10 protein-coding genes are annotated in these 17,127 nt (G+C 73.9%); 8 read left to right on the forward strand and 2 right to left on the reverse strand.

Annotated elements, in window-relative coordinates:
* Positions 1 to 141 precede the first annotated feature (141 nt).
* Together AB0O07_RS08780 and AB0O07_RS08785 are read left to right on the forward strand one after the other, a co-directional pair.
* Positions 142 to 2,868: a LuxR family transcriptional regulator gene (locus tag AB0O07_RS08780; protein ID WP_365629176.1), complete on the forward strand. Its 2,727-nt coding sequence runs from the start codon at positions 142 to 144 to the stop codon at positions 2,866 to 2,868.
* 106 nt (positions 2,869 to 2,974) lie between these two features.
* Positions 2,975 to 3,412 (forward strand): Dabb family protein, encoded by a 438-nt coding sequence (locus tag AB0O07_RS08785; protein ID WP_365629179.1) that lies wholly within the window; start codon positions 2,975 to 2,977, stop codon positions 3,410 to 3,412.
* Positions 3,413 to 3,506: 94 nt separating this feature from the next.
* Here the strand turns inward: AB0O07_RS08785 and AB0O07_RS08790 are convergent, their stop codons facing one another.
* The gene (locus AB0O07_RS08790) at positions 3,507 to 6,179 is read right to left on the reverse strand and encodes a glycoside hydrolase family 48 protein (protein WP_365629182.1); all 2,673 of its coding nucleotides are present in this window, start codon (positions 6,177 to 6,179) and stop codon (positions 3,507 to 3,509) included.
* A gap of 259 nt (positions 6,180 to 6,438) precedes the next feature.
* Here AB0O07_RS08790 and AB0O07_RS08795 point away from each other — a divergent pair, with 259 nt between their 5' ends.
* From AB0O07_RS08795 to AB0O07_RS08820, 6 genes are all read left to right on the forward strand, one after another.
* On the forward strand, positions 6,439 to 7,623 hold the full coding sequence (locus AB0O07_RS08795) for a cellulase family glycosylhydrolase (protein ID WP_365629185.1): 1,185 nt from the start codon (positions 6,439 to 6,441) through the stop codon (positions 7,621 to 7,623).
* A complete protein-coding gene (locus AB0O07_RS08800) occupies positions 7,620 to 8,987 on the forward strand; it encodes a glycoside hydrolase family 6 protein (protein WP_365629188.1) in 1,368 nt (455 codons plus the stop codon). Before AB0O07_RS08795 ends, AB0O07_RS08800 begins: the two co-directional genes overlap by 4 nt.
* 213 nt (positions 8,988 to 9,200) lie before the next feature.
* Positions 9,201 to 11,945: a class III lanthionine synthetase LanKC gene (gene lanKC, locus AB0O07_RS08805; protein ID WP_365629191.1), complete on the forward strand. Its 2,745-nt coding sequence runs from the start codon at positions 9,201 to 9,203 to the stop codon at positions 11,943 to 11,945.
* Complete coding sequence (locus tag AB0O07_RS08810) at positions 11,942 to 12,070, forward strand: SapB/AmfS family lanthipeptide (RefSeq protein WP_365629194.1); 129 nt, start codon at positions 11,942 to 11,944, stop codon at positions 12,068 to 12,070. Before lanKC ends, AB0O07_RS08810 begins: the two co-directional genes overlap by 4 nt.
* Before the next feature lie 139 nt (positions 12,071 to 12,209).
* Positions 12,210 to 14,036, forward strand: coding sequence for an ABC transporter ATP-binding protein (locus tag AB0O07_RS08815; RefSeq protein ID WP_365629197.1), 1,827 nt, complete (start codon positions 12,210 to 12,212; stop codon positions 14,034 to 14,036).
* A gap of 302 nt (positions 14,037 to 14,338) precedes the next feature.
* On the forward strand, positions 14,339 to 16,279 hold the full coding sequence (locus tag AB0O07_RS08820; RefSeq protein ID WP_365629200.1) for an ABC transporter ATP-binding protein: 1,941 nt from the start codon (positions 14,339 to 14,341) through the stop codon (positions 16,277 to 16,279).
* 43 nt (positions 16,280 to 16,322) lie between these two features.
* On the opposite strand, the gene AB0O07_RS08825 is transcribed toward AB0O07_RS08820, so the two are convergent.
* Complete coding sequence (locus AB0O07_RS08825; RefSeq protein ID WP_365629202.1) at positions 16,323 to 16,928, reverse strand: response regulator transcription factor; 606 nt, start codon at positions 16,926 to 16,928, stop codon at positions 16,323 to 16,325.
* Positions 16,929 to 17,127: the final 199 nt, after the last annotated feature.

The following is a 17,127-nucleotide window of genomic DNA, read 5'->3' on the forward strand; positions in this document are numbered from 1 at the left end:
TTCTGTTGTCAAAACAGAGCGCCATAAATACATCAAACGGTCCTAAAACAAAGCGACTTGAGGGGCGCAAGGAGGGAAGTCCCTGGCCGGAAGGTGCGGTCGCGGTGCCGGCCACCCCTGTCGGTCACTTACCGTTAGCGTATGCCGACACCTGTTAGTCCGACCGAACCGCTCGTCGGCAGAGACGAGTTGCTGCGGCGCGTCGACGAGCTGACCGGCGCCGCGTCGGCGGGGCGGGGCGGCGCGCTGGTGCTGGAAGGCGAGGCGGGCATCGGCAAGAGCGCCCTGCTGGACCACGCCCACCACGCGGCGCGCGGGTTCCGGGTGGTCCGGGCGTCCGGGGCGGAGTTCGAGCAGGAACTGCCGTACTCCGCGCTGCACCAGCTCTGCGTGCCCCTGCTGGAGCACCTCGCCGAGCTGCCGGCCCGGCAGCGTGACGCCCTGCGGGTGGCCTTCGGGCTGGCCGAGGGCGGACCCGACCCGTTCCTCATCGGGCTGGCGGCCCTGGGACTGGCGACGGCGGCGGCCCGGGAGCGGCCCTTGCTCTGTCTGGTCGATGACGCGCAGTGGGTCGACACCGCTTCCGCGCGGGCGATGGTCTTCCTGGCCCGCCGGGTCGCCGTCGACCCGGTGGCGATGCTCTTCGCGGCGCGGCCGGCGTATCCGGCGACCGGACTCGGCGAGCTGCCGACGGCGGCGGTCCGCGGGCTGAGCGACGAGGACGCCAGGGTGCTGCTGGCGCGGCGGAGCCCGTTCCCCCTCGACGACCAGGTCAGGGAGCGGCTGGTGGCCGAGGCCCAGGGGAACCCGCTGGCGCTGCTGGAGCTGGACCGCGCCGGTGGCTTCGTCCCGCCGGACCTGGCCTCGGTGCCGACCCGGATCGAGCACGGCTTCCGGTCCTGCCTGACCGGTCTCTCCGCCGGGGCGCGGTCCCTGCTGACCTTGGCGAGCGCCGACCCGACCGGCGACCCCGGCCTGCTCTGGCCGGCCGCGCGCCGGCTGAACCTCACCGTGGTACCGGCCGGCGCGGAGGCGGAGGCGACGGGGCTGGTCGCGTTCGGTACCCGTATCCGGTTCTGTCACCCGTTGGCGCGTTCGGCGGTCTACCGGGCCGCCGACCCGGCCCAGCGCCGCGCGGCGCACGCCGCTCTGGAGCAGGTCACCGACCCGGTCACGGCGCCCGACCGGCGGGCCTGGCACCGCGCCCAGGCCTGCTCAGGACCGGACGACGAGGTCGCGGGCGAGTTGGAGCGGTGCGCGGAGCGGGCCCGGGCGCGCGGGGGTGTGGCAGCCGCGGCGGCCTTCCTCGAACGCTCGGTGGCGCTGTCGCTGGATCCCGCACGCCGGGTCGAACGGACGCTGCGCGCCGCCGAGGCCGGTTTCGAAGCGGGGGCGTCCGGCAAGGCGGCCACGCTGCTCGCGGCCCTGGACACCGCCCTGCTGGACGAGGTCCAGCGGGCCGATGCCGACCTGCTGCGGGGCCGCATCGCCTTCACCCGGCCCGGCGACGGCTCGGGACCGGCGCTGATGGTGCGCGCCGCCGGGCGGCTGGCGGCGCCGCATCCGGGCCGGGCGCGTGACTCCTTCCTCGATGCCGTCGAGATGAGCCTGGTGGTCGGGCGCGGCGGTGCCGTCATCGACCAGGTGCTCACCGCCGCCCGGTCCACGGCGCCGGCGGCCGGCCCGCCGGATGTCCTCGACGGTTTGATGGTGCTGGCCACCGGCGCGTACGAGACCGCGCTCCCGCTGCTGCGCCACGCCCTCCACGACAGCGGCACCGCGTTCTGGACGCGGCGTCCCGCGCTCGCCACGATGATCGCCTTCGAGCTGTGGTCCATGGACACCAATGCCGAGATCGCCGCCTGGCTGGTGAAGGCGGGCCGCGCGTCGGGCTCGCCGCTGCTGCTCCGGCTCGGCCTCGCGCAGAAGGCGGTCGACGCCACCCTCACCGGTGACCTCGGGGAGGCGATCGCGGCCACCGCGGAGGAGGAGGCGATCGCCGACGCGGCCGGCGCGCCCCCGCTGCTCCATCACCGGCTCCATCTCGCCGCGCACCGCGGCCGAGGCGACGAGTTCCGCCGGCTGCGCGAGGCGGCCGGACGCGAGGCGGCCGGAGAGGACCCGGCCACCGGAGATCCGGGGCAGGTGATGAACCTGCACTGGACGACGGCGTTGCTCAACAACGGGCTGGCCGACTACCCGGCGGCGCTCGCGGCGGCTCGCGGCGCCACCGAGCACGGCGATCTGTTCCTCACCGGAGCGGCCCTGCCGGAGCTGGTCGAAGCCGCGGTCCGCTGCGGCGACCGCGTCACCGCGGCGCGGGCGGCGGACTCCCTGGCCGAGCGCACCTCGGCCGCCGGAACCGTCGCCGGCCGAGGCGTCGCGGCCTACTCACGGGGGCTGGTGACCGGCGTCGAGGACCATTACCGGGAAGCCGTCGATCTGCTCGCCGAGAGCTCGCTCCTCCCCTATCTGGCCCGGGCGCACCTCCTGTACGGCGAATGGCTGCGGCGCGAAGGCCGCCGGCGTGACTGCCGTGAGCACCTGCGTACCGCCCACGACATGCTGTCCAGGACGGGGGCGGAGGCCTTTGCCCGGCGGGCCGCCGGTGAGCTGCGCGCCACCGGGGAGAAGGTCCGGGCCCCGTCCGGGCAGACGTACGACAAGCTGACCATGCAGGAGGTCGCGGTGGCCCGCCTGGTGGCCTCGGGCGCCACCTCGAACGAAGTCGCCGTCCAGCTCCATGTCAGCAAACGCACCGTCGACGCCCACCTGCGCCACATCTTCCGCAAGCTCGCCATCACCTCGCGCAGGCAGCTCAAGGACCACCCCGGCCTCGTCGCGCGGGAACGGCCCGACAGCCCCTGAGCCTGCTGCCCGCCCAGGGGCCAGGGGGTGTGCCGAGATGCCGTCGGCGGCGGATAGGCACCTCATGCCGATGCGGCGGGAGACCGGTCCGGGGCACAGTCGGCTCATGACCGCGCTCGGCACCATGCCGCCGGCATACCTGTCACCACCTGCGAAGGGGAGCACGATGATCTACCACGGCATCCGTCTGAAGGCCCGGGAGGGCGTGACGCAGGAGCAGTTGGAGGAGGCTGTGGAGAGCATGCGCAACCAGGGCCGGGTCATCCCCGCCGTGAAGCAGTTCGTCGTCGGCCGCGACTTCGGAGGCGACTACGACTATGCCGCCATGTTCGTCATCGAGGACCTCGACAGCTACTGGGAGTACCTGACGCACCCGGCGCACGCCCACACCGACCGGATCGGTATGCCCCTGGTCGCGAAGTACGACTCGTACGACATCACCGACGACGAGGACCCGGAGATGGGCGCGAAGATCGCCGACCTGCACCGGCGGCGGTACGAGAACGACCCGGAGCTGGCCGCGCTCGTGGGTCAGCAGCAGTAGACCCGTCCTGCCCTGGTCCCCGGCGCGTGGGCCGGGGACCAGGGCAGGGTGAGGGAGCGTCACGCCCCGCGGGGCCCGCGGGGCGCCCGGGGTCTCATTCGAAGAGGTCCCCGTAGGCGCCCAGGGCCAGCGCTATGTCGGCCTCGGCCCAGAAGCGGTGGTAGGTGAAGACCGGGGCGGCGCCGCCGCGCAGATACGCCTCCACCTTCGGCCAGTCGGGGTCGTTCCGGTAGAAGGAGCGGAGCGAGGTGAAGGTGGCCGAGGAGTCGATCCGGTCGCCGTTGGGCATGGCGCCGGTCCAGCCGCTCGGGACGTACACCGGGTCGGCGAAGCGGCTGTAGTCCGCGCGGGTCTCGGGGACGGCGATGCCCAGGGCGTCCTGGTGGTGGTCCCACATGCCGTCCAGAAGCGCCTTGGCGGTGGTGCGCGCCGCCGTGTGGCCGGACTTCGCCGCGTAGTACGAGAGGGTCTTGGCGTACGCGGCGGCCACGCCCACGTCGTCCGTGTAGTCGGCGACGGTGACATGGAGCCCGGAGTTGGCGCCGGGGGAGGCGGAGTTCCAGGTGTCCGGCTTGCCGGACCACTGGAGCGTGGAGGGGATCCGGTACGTTCCGTCGGCGTTGACGGTGGTCCGGGAGAGCGCCCAGGTGACCCACTTGTCGAGGACCGTCTTGGCCGCGCTGTCGCCCGTACGGTGGTAGTACTCGGCGACCCGCTCCATGGACCAGGCCTGGAAGCCGAACCACTGGTTGGACGGCGGATCGTGGTAGACGGGGGCCTCGTCGTAGTACATGCCGTAGAACGTCGGGGTGCCGGCCGGCGGTGTCGCGTACCGGCCCTGCCAGCTGTTGGTGGCGCCGCCCGCGATGCCGCCCTCGGCGGACTGGAGCCAGCGGTAGAACTCCACCTGGCGGCGGAGGCTGGTGGCCCAGTCCTGCTGCCCGGTGGCCGACTTGGGCCGGAGGTCGGCGTACGAGCTGAGCGCCCAGGCCGCCATCGGGTTCTGGTAGCCGCTGTGGCTGAAGCTGGAGCCGATCCGCCAGGCCCAGCCGGCCGAGGCGTCGGTGGCGCCGCCCCAGGCGTAGTACCAGGAGAGCAGGTAGTGCGAGCTGTCCTTGCCGCTGCCGCCCGGGCAGGTGGTCTCCCCCACGCAATTGCCGACGCGCTTGAAGTACTTGTCGTACATGGCGTAGCGGAGGTAGTCGCCCATCTTCGCGGCCTTGGCGACATTGGCCGCGACCTCGCCGCCCTTGCCCTGCTCCTTGGCCCACTCCGAGGCCCAGTAGGCGGCCTGGACGACGCGGGCGTCCGCGTCGGGGGCGTTGGTGAACTTCCACTGCTTCGCGTAGGAGGCGTCCTTGGTGAAGAGGTCCAGATAGCCGTTGGGGCCGCCATAGGTGAAGGCGTCGCAGGTGGGCTGCGGGACCGTCTCCCAGACCGACTCCTGGGGGCCGCGCTGGAAGGTGTTGATGTACGAGGGGCCCGGTGTCCCGGGGCCCGCCTCGCACCTGCCGGGGGCGTTGCCGTAGCCGTAGACGTTGTCGACGTCCTGGAGCCAGTGCATGCCGTAGAGGTCGTCGGTGCCGTACGCGCTCTTCAGCTCGCCCGCGATCGGGTCGCTGCCGACCGGGACGCCCCCGTTGAGCTGGGAGGGGTACTGCGCGGGCTCGTCGTGCTCGGGCGCGTAGGTGGCGGGCTTCGACGCGGAGTAGAAGCTGTTGGTCGGCTGGTCGGCGTGGGTGGGGATCATGTACTTCTCCATGATGTCCCACGCGCCGTTGAACCTGGACCAGTCGCCGGTGACCTTGCCGTACATCGCCTGGAGCCAGATGAGATAGCTGTACGCCTCGGAGGTGGTCTCATGGCCGTGGTCGGGCGCCTCGACGATCAGGGTCTCGACCGAGTGGTACGGGATGCCCTGGGGCGAGAAGTACCCGGCGGAGGGTGCGGTGATCTTGGCGTACAGCTCCAGGAACCGGTCGTCGTACGTGGCCGCCGCGCCGAGCCGGGCCACGGTCACCTCCGCCGGGGCCTGTCCTGCGGCGCGCGCGGTGAAGGTGGTGACGCCGGTGCCGCTGGGCCCGGCGGTGAGGGTCACCCGCTGCGGGATGGCCCAGTCGGCCGGGGTGAAGGTGAGGGCGGCGCCCGAGGTGACGCTCAGTCCGGAGCTGCCCCCGGTACGGGCCACGGTGACCCGGACGTCGGTGCTCGGCCGGGTGGCGAGCCGGACCGCGAGGGTGCCGGTACGCCCCTGGCGCACCCCGGCCTGGCCGGGCGTGGCGATGACCGTGGGTCCTTCGGTGACCCGTACCCCGACCGGGGTGGACTCGGCGGTGGCGCCCTTCGCGTCGTACACCTTGGCGTAGAGCGAGAGGTCGCCGGCGTGGATGTCCCGGAGGTCGAGGGTGTACGGCGCCGAGGTGGCGGTGCCCAGCAGTCTGGTGTCGTCGTAGAACTCGACCTTGCCGACGCGGGCGCCGTCGGCGGCCACCGCGGTGGCGGCGAGCGGCACCGTGTCGCCCTCGGCGAAGACCGCGCCGGGGGCCGGACTGGTCAGTACGGCGAGGGGCGGGTGGTGGGCTGCGGCGCGGGCGGGGGCGGTGTCGACCGCGGTCAGGCTCAGCGGCAGGAGGAGGGCGGCGGTCAGGGCGATGACGGTCCTGCGGAGGCCGCGCGGCCCCCGGACGGGGCGGCGGGGGCCGGGGGCCCTGCCGGGTGGGGCGGACGCGCCTGGTGGTGAGCCTCGTGAGCCGAGCATGCGGAGCATGGAGGGATCCTCCTCGCGGTCCGTGCGGGTGGGGGGTTGAGGTACGAACCAGTGGGAGCGCTCCCATAGCGTCAAGGCGGAGCGTGGACCTGTCAAGACTTTGAACACGACATGGGTTTAAGCGAGTTGACGGATAAAAGAATCCAACGGAGCTGTTGACTCACGCCACTTCGGCGCTACCGTCGAACAGAACCAGTGGGAGCGCTTCCATCAGTCATACGCCGTGTCAGGCGGCGTATGGGCAGCGAGGAGTCGCTCCATGCGAGCACCACCGCGCCTCTGCGCACTGCTGGCCGCCGCGGCCCTGGTCGTCGCGGGGACAGCTTTCGCTCCGCGGTCGACCGCGTCGGGAGCCGCGGCCGACTGCGCCGTCGAGTACCGCACCACCCCGTCACAGGCCGAGGAGTGTCCGGCGGAGCCGCTCGCCGCCGCGCCGCCGGAGCTCAAGGTCTCGGGGAACAAGCTCGTCGATCAGAACGGCACGACACGCCGGATGCTCGGTGTGAACCGCTCGGGCGGCGAGTTCGCGTGCATCCAGGGCTACGGCATCTTCGACGGGCCCGTGGACGACGCGTCCGTCCAGGCGATCGCCGACTGGAAGGTGAACACCGTACGGGTGCCGCTGAACGAGGAGTGCTGGCTCGGGCTGCCGCATGTGAACCCGGCGTACTCCGGGGCCACCTACATCGCGGCGGTCCGGGCGTTCGTCTCCCGTCTGGAGGCGCACGGCATCACCCCCGTCGTCGAACTGCACTGGAGCCACGGCCGGTACACGGGCGGCGACAGCCACTGCCCGGACACCGCGTACGCGACCTGCCAGAAGCCGATGCCGAACGCCCAGTACACCCCGGCGTTCTGGTCCTCGGTCGCGGACACCTTCAAGAACGACCGGGCGGTGGTCTTCGACCTCTTCAACGAGCCGTTCCCGGACCGCGCCACCGGTGATCTCACCGCGGCGTGGCGGTGCTGGCGCGACGGCGGCACCTGCCCCGGGATCGACTACCCGGTGGCGGGGATGCAGACGCTGCTGGACTCCGTACGGGCGACGGGCGCCCGGAACCTGGTGCTGGTCCCCGGGCTCGCGTACGCCAACGACCTCCGCCAGTGGCTGACGTACCGGCCGAGCGACCCGGCGGGCAACACGGCCGCCGCGTGGCACACGTACAACTTCAACACCTGTTCGAACGTGAGCTGCTGGGACGAGCAGCTCGCGCCGGTCCTGGCCCAGGTGCCCCTGGTGGCGGGCGAGATCGGCGAGAACACCTGTGCGCACGGGTTCATCGACCAGGTCATGGCCTGGCTCGACGCCCGGGGCGCCTCGTACCTCGGCTGGACCTGGAACACCTGGGACTGTTCCTCGGGTCCGGCTCTGATCAGCGACTACACCGGCACGCCGACCTCCTTCGGCGTGGGACTCCGTGACCATCTGAAAGGACTCTCATGAGCCGCACCCACACCCCCCGCCGCCGGGCGCGCTTGGCGCTGCTCGCCGCGCTGGCGCTGGTCGCCTCGGCGGCCGGCACGGCGACCGCGCTGGAGGGCCCCTCCGCCGCCCTGGCCAAGGTCGACAACCCGTACGCGGGCGCCGGGGTCTATGTGAACCCCGAGTGGTCCGCGAAGGCCGCCGCCGAGCCGGGCGGCTCCCGGGTCGCCAACCAGCCGACCGGCGTCTGGCTGGACCGGATCGCCGCCATCAACGGCGTGAACGGCGGGATGGGGCTGCGCGCCCATCTCGACGAGGCGCTGCGGCAGTCCGGGGGCAACCCGTTCGTCATCCAGCTCGTGATCTACAACCTGCCGGGGCGGGACTGTGCCGCGCTCGCCTCCAACGGGGAGCTGGGCCCGACGGAGATCGGCCGCTACCAGTCGCAGTACATCGACCCGATCGCCGCGATCCTCGCCGACTCCAAGTACGCCAGTCTGCGGATCGTGACGACGGTCGAGATCGACTCGCTGCCCAACCTCGTCACCAACGTCCAGCCCCGGCCGACCGCCACCCCCCAGTGCGATGTGATGAAGGCGAACGGCAACTACATCAAGGGCGTCGGCTACGCGCTCAACAAGCTGGGCGCCATCGACAACGTCTACAACTACGTGGACGCCGGGCACCACGGCTGGATCGGCTGGGACGACAACTTCGGCGCCTCCGCGCAGATCTTCAAGCAGGCCGCGACCGCCGAGGGGAGCACGGTCGACAAGGTCGCCGGTTTCATCGTCAACACCGCCAACTACGGGGCGACGACGGAGACCCACTTCTCCATCAACGACAACATCGCCGGCAAGTCGGTCCGCGAGTCGGCGTGGGTGGACTGGAACCGCTATGTCGACGAGCAGTCGTTCGCCCAGTCGTTCCGGCAGGAGCTGATCAACCAGGGCTTCCCGTCGAACATCGGCATGCTGATCGACACCTCGCGCAACGGCTGGGGCGGCACGGCGCGCCCCTCCGGACCGGGGCCGCAGACCACGGTGGACACCTATGTGGACGGCGGGCGGTACGACCGCAGGATCCACCTGGGCAACTGGTGCAACCAGTCCGGGGCGGGCCTCGGCGAGCGGCCGAAGGCGTCCCCGGCGGCCGGGATCGACGCGTACGTCTGGATGAAGCCCCCGGGGGAGTCGGACGGGGCGAGCCGGGAGATCCCGAACGACCAGGGCAAGGGGTTCGACCGGATGTGCGACCCGACGTACGGCGGCAACCCGCGCAACAACAACCACATGTCGGGCGCCCTGCCGAACGCGCCGCTCTCGGGTGACTGGTTCTCCGCGCAGTTCCAGGAGCTGCTGAAGAACGCGTACCCGGCGCTGTAACTCCCGCGATTCCCGGGTGTGTTCACGGGAGGACCGGCGGCCCCGAGGAGGGGCCGCCGGTCCTCTGGCGTGCCTGCCGCCGCGCTCCCGCCGCTCCCTCGTTTCCGCCGGTAACACCATGCGGATCCCACACCGTGAAGGTGACATCGGTGACTGTCTCGGCTTTCGTCCGCCGTGACACGGTGGGCGCTGTCGCCGTCCGAGGGAGTCCGTGTGAATCAGGGGTACGCCGTGTTCTGCGATGCGGACCGGCAGTTCTACGACGCACCGCACCGGCTCGCCACGTCGGCCCCCGAGAGCGCGTACGCGGCGGCGCTGCGCCCCGTCCCGGCCGGGTGGCAGCGCCACCGCAGCGGGGACTGGCTGGCGCTGCGCCCGCTCGACGCCCGGCTCCCCGCCCAGGGGTGGAAGATCCATGTGTCGGCCTGTCTCGCCAACGCCGAGTCCGTTCTCGACCGGGTCGCCGACTACTGCCTCGCCCGGCGTATCGCCTTCAAGTTCGTGCCGAGCCGGTATCTGCTGCACACCCGCAACGCCAAGTACGCGGACCGCTCGGCCAGCGGCAAGTTCATCACCGTCTACCCGGCCGACGACGACCAGTGCCGTACCCTCGCCGAGGAACTGGACACGCTGCTGGCCGGCGAGCCGGGCCCGTACATCCTGAGCGACCTGCGCTGGGGCGCCGGGCCGGTCCATCTGCGGTACGGCAGCTTCACCCAGCGGCACTGCTACGACGCGGAGGGCGTGCTGCGCCCCGCCGTCGAGAACGCCGAGGGCAGACTTGTCCCGGACCCGCGCGGCCCCGCCTTCCGGGTCCCCGAGTGGGTCACGCCGCCCGCGTTCCTGGCGCCCCATCTGGCGGCGCGCGCCGCGACGACCGTCACCGACCTCCCGTACACCGTGGAGCGGGCGCTGCACTTCTCCAACGGCGGCGGCGTGTACGTGGGGAGGGAGCGCGCCACCGGTGAGCGGGTGGTCCTGAAGGAGGCGAGACCGCACGCGGGTCTGGCGGCCGACGGGGCGGACGCCGTCACCCGGCTCCGGCGCGAACAGGAGGCCCTGGAGCGGCTCTCGGGGCTCGGGTGCGTCCCCGGGGTGCGCGGCGGCTTCGTCGCCGGCGACCACCACTTCCTCGTCCTCGACCATGTCGAGGGCAAGCCCCTCAACACCTTCTTCGCCCGCAGACACCCGCTGATCGACGCCGACCCGGGACCGGAGCGGCTCGCCGAGTACACCGCGTGGGCGGTGCGGATGTACGGCCTGGTCGAGGCGGCCGTGGCGGCGGTGCACGGCCGCGGGGTGGTCTTCAACGACCTGCACCTCTTCAACATCATGGTCTCCGAGGACGAGAACTCGGTGGTCCTGCTGGACTTCGAGGCCGCGGCGCCGGCCGCCGACGGTGCCCGCCAGACCGTGGCCAACCCCGGTTTCGTCGCCCCCGCCGACCGGCGCGGCTTCGATGTGGACCGGTATGCGCTGGCCTGTCTGCGGCTGGCTCTCTTCACCCCGCTGACCAGCCTCTTCGCCCTGGACCGTGGCAAGGCGCGCCATCTGGCGGAGGTGGTGGCCCGTCAGTTCCCGGTGGAGCGGGCGTTCCTGGACGAGGCGGTGGCGGAGATCGTGCGCGATCCGGGGGGTGGCGGTACGGGGGTCGGTGTCCCGGAGGCGGGTGTACCGGAGGCGGGTGGTCCGGAGGCGGGTGCTCCGGTGCGGCCCGGGGGCGCCTCGCTGCCGTACCGTCCGGGCACCGGGGGCGCGCCGGAGCCGTATCTTCCGGTGGAGCCGGGCGACTGGCCGCGCAGCCGGGACTCGATGGTGCGGGCCGTGCTCGCCTCCGCGACCCCGGAGCGCGAGGACCGGTGCTTCCCCGGCGACATCGCGCAGTTCGCCACGGCGGGCGGCGGACTCTCCTTCGGCTACGGCACGGCCGGGGTGCTCTACGCGCTCGACGCCGCCGGGGCCGGGCGGTGCGCGATGGCCGAGGAGTGGCTGCTGGCCCGGACCAAGGAGCCCGCCTCGGGCACCCCGCTCGGCTTCTACGACGGGCTGGCCGGGCTCGCCTGGACGCTGGAGCGCCTGGGCCACCGCGACCGGGCCATGGAGCTGGCCGAGCGGGTGCTCGACCAGCCGTGGCACGAACTCCCCGCCGATCTGCACGGCGGCGCCGCCGGGGTGGGCCTCGCCTTCGACGCGCTGGCGGCGGCCACCGGCGAGCCGAGGCTGCGCGAGGCCGCCCTGCGGTGCGCGGAGGTGTCGGCGCGTACGGTGTCGGGCGGGCTCTCCCGGGCCGGGCTGCTGTACGGAGCCTCCGGCCCCGCCCTGCTCTTCGTACGGCTCCATGAACGCACCGGCGACCCGGCCCTGCTCGACCTGGCGGCGGACGCGCTCCGCCGCGATCTCGCCCGGTGCACCCACGGCGCGGGCGGCACGCTCCAGGTCGACGAGGGATGGCGCACCATGCCGTATCTCGGCGCGGGCAGTGTCGGCATCGGGATGGTGCTCGACGACTGTCTGGCCCACCGGCCCGACGAGGCGTTCGCGCGGGCGCGCGACGAGATCGTACGGGCGGCGCAGGCGCTGTTCTACGCGCAGCCCGGGCTCTTCCGGGGCGCCGCCGGGATGGTGCTGCACCTCAGCCGTACCCCCGCGGCCGGGCCGGGGACCGGGCCCGCCGCCGTACGGCGCCAGGTCGGCGCGCTGGCCTGGCACGCCCTCACCTACCAGGGTCATCTGGCCTTTCCCGGCGAGCAGATGATGCGGCTCTCCATGGACCTGGCGACCGGCACCGCCGGCTGCCTCCTGGCGCTGGCCGCCGCCTTCTCGCCCACCCCCGACGGAGCGGCGCACCTGCCGTTCCTCCCGCCCCTTCGGGCGGCCCCTCAGCCGGCTCCTCCCGGAGCCGTACCCAGCACGACGTCCTCAGGACGACGTCCCCATGAAGGAGAGGAACGACCATGAACCTGTTCGACTTGCAGTCGCTGGAGATCCCCAAGGAAGAGGCGACCGGCGACGTGGCCACGGGCAGCCGGGCCAGCCTGCTGCTCTGCGGTGACAGCAGCCTGAGCGTCACCACCTGTAACTGACGTCCCGTCCCGTGGACGTCTCCCTTCCGGCCCGGCCACGCACGGCCGGGCCGGAAGGCCCCAGGGTCCCGGGCGGTCCGCCGCCCGGGACCCGCCCCATGTGCCGCGCCGGGCCGCCGGCGGTGAGGAGGACGCCGCTGTGCGGCAGACCGGCTCCGTACCCCCGACGCCCCCGACGCCCCCGACTTCACCGACACCCCCGGCATCACCGACACGCCCGGCGCCCGCGACGGCGCTGACCGGTTCCGCGCTGCTGTGGGGCGCCGCGCGGCACTGCGCGGGCGGTACGGCGGCGGTCCTGGTCTGCTCGGCCGCTTCCGCCGGTGCCGCGCTCGCGCTGCCCGCCGTCGTCGGCGCCACCCTCGACGTCCTGCTCTCGGGCGAGCCCAGGGCCGGTCACGGGCCCGGCGGCTGGCTCGCCCTCTGCGCGCTGGTGGTCGCCGCCGAGGTGGTCCTCGACGCCCTGGTCGCCCTGGCCGGCGGCGCCACGAGCGCCCGGGCGACCGGCTGGCTCCGCGGGCGCGCGCTGACCGGGCTGCTCGCCGCCTCGCCGGAGGAGGGCGGGCGGCTGCCGCCGGGCGATGTGGCGACCCGGCTCTCCGCCAACGCGACCGAGGCCGGTACGGCGCCGGTGAGCGCGGCGGGCCTCGCCGCCTCGCTGCTCGCGCCGGCCGGTGCGCTCGGCGCGCTCTTCCTGATCGACCGGTGGACCGCGCTGGCCTTTCTGGCGGGCGTCCCCCTGCTTCTGCTGCTGCTGCGCGCCTTCGCCCGGGGCTCCTCCGACAGCGTGGCGCGGTACCAGCGGGTCCAGGCGGACATCGCGTCCCGGCTGCTGGAGGCGCTGGGCGGGGCGCGCACCATCGCCGCCGCCGGGACAACCGCCGCCGAGCGCGCCCGGATCCTCGCGCCTCTGCCCGAACTCGGCGTGCAGGGGCGGCGGATGTGGGCGGTGCACGGCCGGGCGGTCGCCCACAGCGGGGTGCTGCTGCCGCTGCTGACCACCGGGGTGGTGGCGGTCGGCGGGGTCCGGCTCGCCTCGGGCGCGCTGAGCGTCGGGGAGCTGCTGGCGGTGTCGCGGTACGCGGCGCTCGCCGCCGGGGTGGGCGCGGCGGCCGGGGTGCTGGGCGCGCTGGTACGGGCCGGGGCGGCGGCCCGGCGGACGGCCGGCCTGGTGGCGCTCCCCGCCCTGGAGCACGGTACGGAGCGGCTGCCGGAGGGCGGGCCCGGCGCGCTCGCCCTGCGCGGGGTCCGGGTCGTACGGGACGGCAGGGCGCTGCTGGACGGGGTGGACCTGGAGCTGCCCGGCGGGGTCTCGGCCGCCGTGGTGGGGCGGTCCGGGGCGGGCAAGTCGACGCTGGCCGCGGTGGCGGGCCGGCTCACCGCGCCGGACGCGGGCGTGGTCCTGCTGGACGGGGTACGGCTGGAGCGCGTCGACCGTACGGAGCTGCGCCGCGAGGTCGGCTACGCCTTCGAACGTCCCGTCCTCTCCGGCGCGACCATCGGCGAGGCGCTGGCCCGGGGCGTCGACCGGGCCCCGGCGGACGCGGTGCTGGCGGCGGCGCGGGCGGCGGGCGCGGACGCCTTCGTACGGCTGCTGCCGCACGGCTACGACACCCCGCGCACGGAGGCGCCGCTCTCCGGCGGGGAGCTCCAGCGGCTGGGCCTGGCCCGGGCGTTCGCGCACGCGGGCCGGCTGCTGATCCTGGACGACGCGACCTCCAGCCTGGACACGGTGACCGAGCACCAGGTGGCGCGGGCGCTGGCCACGGAGGTACGGGCGTCCACCCGGCTGATCGTCGCCCACCGCCTCTCCTCGGCGGCCCGCGCCGACCTGGTGGTCTGGCTGGAGTCGGGCCGGGTCCGCGCGGTCGCCCCCCACCCGGAGCTGTGGCGCTCCCCGGAGTACCGCGCCCTCTTCACCACCCCGCCGCCCACCGAGGGCACCGGGTCCGGGGCACGGGGGTGACGGCCACGGGGGTACGGGAGGACGGCCCCCCGGCGCGGGGCTCGGGCGGGGGGCGGCACGCGCGGCGCGACGGCCGGCGCCGGGGGCTGCGCCTCGCCCCGCGCCTGCGGGGCCGCCGGGCCGGGTCCGGACGGGGCCCCGGGAGCCGGGGCGGGCGGAAGGCCGTGGCGGTACGGGGCTCCGGGGACCGGGAGGGGCAGACGGGCCGGGAGGGACAGACGAGCCGGAAGAGACAGACGAGCCGGGAGAGCCGGGCGCGGCGAGAGGAACGAGCGAAGGCGCGGGGACGGGGGCGGGGGGCCGTGCGACGGGTGGTGCCGCTGGGGTGGCGCTTCCTGACGGCCAGGAAGGGGGTGCTGGTCCGGCTGGCCGGCTGGTCGGTGCTGGAGTCCGCGGGGACCTTTCTCGGCGGTTACTGTCTGGCGCGCGGACTCGACCAGGGGTTCCTCGCGGGACGCACCGGTACCGGGCTGGGGTGGCTGGCCGTCGCCGGGGTGGCGATCCTGCTCGGGGGGCCGGTGGTGCGGGGCGTGTTCGCCCAGCTCGCCTCGTTGGTGGAGCCGTTGCGGGACGGGCTGGTCCGCCGGGCGGTGGGCCGTTCGCTCGAAGCGGCGGTGGCGGGTCCGGCCCGGGTGGACGGCACCGCGGTCTCCCGGCTCACCCATCAGACCGAGATCGTCCGGGACAGCTTCGCCGGGCTGGTGCTCACCGCCCGGTCGTTCGTCTTCACCGCGGTGGGCGCGCTCGCCGGACTCCTCGCCCTCGCCCCGGAGTTCCTGCTGATCGTGGTCCCCCCGCTGGCGCTGGGGCTCGGTCTCTTTCTCGCCACCCTGGTCCCGATGGCCGGCGCCCAGCGGGCCTTCCTCGACCTGGACGAGGCGGTCGCGGACCGGGCGGGCGCCCTCGGCGCGGGGCTGCGGGACATCACCGCGTGCGGTACGCGGGCGGCGGAGGCCGAGCGTACGGAGCGGCTGATCGAGGCCGCCGCCCGGGCCTCCCGGGTCCTGGCCCGCTGGGCGGCCTTCCGCACCCTGGCGCTGGGCGTGGCCGGGCAGGTCCCGGTGTTCCTGCTGCTGGCGGCCACGCCCTGGCTGGTCGGCCGGGGGGTGACGGCGGGGGCGCTGATGGGCGCGCTGGCCTATCTGGTCCAGTCGCTGCTGCCCGCGCTGCACACGCTGATGACGGCGCTCGGCGCGGCGGGCACCCGGCTGCTGGTGGTGCTGGACCGGTTCGTGGCGGACCCGGACCCGGATACCCGGCCGAATGCGGGTACGGGCACGGGCACGGAGGGGCCCGGGGCGCCTCGGATCTCGGATGGCGCGCGGGGCGGGGGCGACGCGCGGGACGCGGGAGATGTGCGGGGCGCGGGAGTCCGTGCCGGAGGGCCAGGTGCCGCCACGCCCGCGCCCGGCGCGGCTCCCGGCGCGGCTCCCGGCGGCGCGCCCCGCCCCGTACCCCTGCCGCGCCGCACTCCCCCGGCACCCTCGGCGTCTCCCCCGCGCCCCGCGCCCCCCGCGCCCGCCGCCGAGGTGCGGGGGGTGACCGTCGCGTACGGGCCCGGCGCGCCGCCCGTGCTGGACGGGCTCGACCTCACCGTCGGGGCGGGCGAGCACCTCGCCGTCGTGGGGCCGAGCGGGATCGGCAAGTCGACGCTGGCCGGGGTGGTCGCGGGCATGCTCACGCCCGGGCGGGGGGCCGTGGCGCTCTCCGGGGTGCCCGTGGCGGGGCGCGGGGCGCGGGAGCTCGCCGCGCTGCGGGTGCTGGTCCCGCAGGAGGCGTACGTGTTCACCGGGACCGTCCGGGAGAACCTGCGCCAGGCCCGCCCCGACGTGTCGCCGTACGCACTCGTCCGCGCGGTGGAGGCGCTGGGCGCGGACGCGCTGGTCGGCCGGCTCGGCGGACTGGACGCGACGGTGCGGCCCGGCGGGCTCTCCCAGGGGGAGCGTCAGTTGCTCGCCCTCTGCCGGGCGTATGTCTCCGCGGCCCCGCTGCTGATCCTGGACGAGGCGACCTGCCATCTGGATCCGGCGGCCGAGGCGCGGGCCGAGGAGGCGCTGGCGGCGCGGCCCGGCGCGCTGGTCGTGGTCGCGCACCGGCTGTCGTCGGCGCGCCGCGCCGACCGGGTCCTCGTGCTGGACGGTACGCGGCCGGAGTGCGGGACCCATGAGGAGCTGCTCTCCCGGTCGGCCCTCTACCGCGATCTCACGGGCCACTGGGCGACGGACGGAGCGGCGGGCCCCTGACGGAAGCCCGGGGGCCTCCGGGGGGGCGGAGGGCCCCTGAGTCTCAGAGCCACCCGGCGCCCTGGGAAATCCGGACCGCGTCCATCCGGTTTCTGCCGCCGGTCTTCCGTATCGCGGCGGCCAGATAGTTCCGTATCGTGCCCTGGGAGAGATGGAGCGATCTCGCGATGTCCTCGATCGGGGCTCCTTCCGCCGCCATCGACAGAACGCTGAGTTCCCTCGGGGTGAGCGGTATCTTCCCGGCCTGGAGAAAATCGAAGGCGAGCGATTCGTCGATGAATCGCTCACCGCGTGCGACGTTGTGGATGGCATCCATCAAAAGTCCCGGCTCCCCGTCCTTGTTGACGTATCCCAGCGCTCCCGCGTCGAAAGCCTTGCGGAGAGATCCGGGTCTCCGGACCGCGGCGAGAACCAGGAGCGCCGGTTCATACCCCAGGTCATCGCGGGTGGCGCCGGCTCTCTCCCGGTACTCCGAGGAATCCAGGGAGTCGATATCGGCCACATAGACATGCGGGGGAACACCGTACGGACCCCGTAATGCGGTACGTCCGGACGCCGCCGAAACATCGAACATTTTTTCGGTGCGCAACAACGCCACCAGCGCCGAACGGAACAACCCCACCCCGTGCACCACATGAACCCGGATCATGGCGCCACCTCCCTAGTCCCACCGTCTACCCAATGAAATGATGGTCATTTATTAGCGCCGCATACAGGCCATTGCGCAGATCAATCCCGTGAGAAGGACTCGACTCGTAGCACGGGGGGCACTTTCCCTCGCGGCACGAGCCCCCCTCGTACCGCAGTGCGCCACCGCGCGCCCCCCTCGGTCGAACATCCATACACCC

The organism is Streptomyces sp. NPDC093085, from assembly GCF_040683935.1.
Taxonomy (GTDB): Bacteria; Actinomycetota; Actinomycetes; order Streptomycetales; family Streptomycetaceae; genus Streptomyces.

What these genes read in the sequence shown, in the direction of transcription:
- AB0O07_RS08780 (WP_365629176.1), top strand. Translation starts at nt 142, where the DNA reads ATGCCGACACCTGTTAGTCCGACCGAACCGCTCGTCGGCAGAGACGAG.
- AB0O07_RS08785 (WP_365629179.1), top strand. Translation starts at nt 2,975, where the DNA reads ATGACCGCGCTCGGCACCATGCCGCCGGCATACCTGTCACCACCTGCG.
- AB0O07_RS08790 (WP_365629182.1), bottom strand. Translation starts at nt 6,179, where the DNA reads ATGCTCCGCATGCTCGGCTCACGAGGCTCACCACCAGGCGCGTCCGCC.
- AB0O07_RS08795 (WP_365629185.1), top strand. Translation starts at nt 6,439, where the DNA reads ATGCGAGCACCACCGCGCCTCTGCGCACTGCTGGCCGCCGCGGCCCTG.
- AB0O07_RS08800 (WP_365629188.1), top strand. Translation starts at nt 7,620, where the DNA reads ATGAGCCGCACCCACACCCCCCGCCGCCGGGCGCGCTTGGCGCTGCTC.
- AB0O07_RS08810 (WP_365629194.1), top strand. Translation starts at nt 11,942, where the DNA reads ATGAACCTGTTCGACTTGCAGTCGCTGGAGATCCCCAAGGAAGAGGCG.
- AB0O07_RS08825 (WP_365629202.1), bottom strand. Translation starts at nt 16,928, where the DNA reads ATGATCCGGGTTCATGTGGTGCACGGGGTGGGGTTGTTCCGTTCGGCG.